Annotated in this window: 1 protein-coding gene; it reads right to left on the reverse strand. The window is 66.1% G+C overall.

The window, feature by feature from the left end; all coding sequences use genetic code 11:
- Positions 1–1,037 (reverse strand): 2Fe-2S iron-sulfur cluster-binding protein (locus tag SO156_RS45825; protein WP_498539462.1); only part of this gene is annotated, 1,037 nt, incomplete at its 3' end.
- Positions 1,038–1,040 lie beyond the last annotated feature (3 nt).

Below are 1,040 nucleotides of genomic sequence, written 5' to 3' on the forward strand. Positions count from 1 at the left end.
TTGAGCGCCGGATCGGTCTCGCTGCGGGAATCGACGATCGCGGCGAGGCGAGCGCCGGCCGCGGCAAGATCGCGCACCGTGGCCCAGCCTTCGTCGCCGGCAGTGAAAACGACCGCCTCTCGGCCGGGCAATACGCCGAAGCGATTGATGTAGGCGCGTACGGCACCGGCGAGCATAATGCCCGGCCGGTCGTTGTCGGGAAAGACGATCGGTCGTTCGAGCGCACCGGAGGCCAGGATCGCGCGTTTCGCGTAGATTCGCCAACTGCGCTGACGCGGCTGATGCGCTGGCGGCACGGCGACGTGGTCGTTGACACGTTCGACAGCGCCGTAGATGCCATGGTCATAGAGCCCGAACACACCGGTGCGCGGCATGATGCGCACTTCAGGCAGGCTGGAGAGCTCGGCCAGCGTAGCGGCGAGCCATTCGGCAGCCGGACGTCCGCCGATCTCGCGCCGTTCGGCGAGCAAGCGGCCTCCAAGCCGAAAGTCTTCATCACAGAGGATGACGCGCGCGCCACTGCGGCCGGCCGCGAGGGCCGCGGTCAGGCCTGCCGGCCCACCACCGATCACCAGAACGTCGCAGAAAGCGAAGGCTTTCTCATAGTGATCGGGGTCATCCACTCCAGCTGCGCGCCCAAGTCCTGCCGCGCGGCGGATCAACGGCTCGTAGAGCTTCTCCCAGAACGCCGCCGGCCACATGAAGGTCTTGTAGTAGAAGCCGGCAACGAAAGCTGGCGAGGCCAGGCTGTTGACCGACAGCAAATCAAAGGCGAGCGAGGGCCAGCGGTTCTGGCTCATCGCCTCAAGATCGTCGAACAGCTCAACCGTCGTCGCCCTGGTATTTGGCTCGCGGCGCGCGCCGGTGCGCAGCTCGACCAGCGCGTTCGGCTCCTCGGGGCCCGCCGAAAGGATACCGCGAGGCCGATGATATTTGAAAGAACGGCCGACGAGGCGCACGCCGTTGGCGAGCAGTGCCGAGGCCAGTGTGTCGCCGACATGCCCCTCGTAGCGTTTGCCATCGAACCGAAAGGAGATTGA

This window comes from Bradyrhizobium sp. UFLA05-125, from assembly GCF_059803515.1.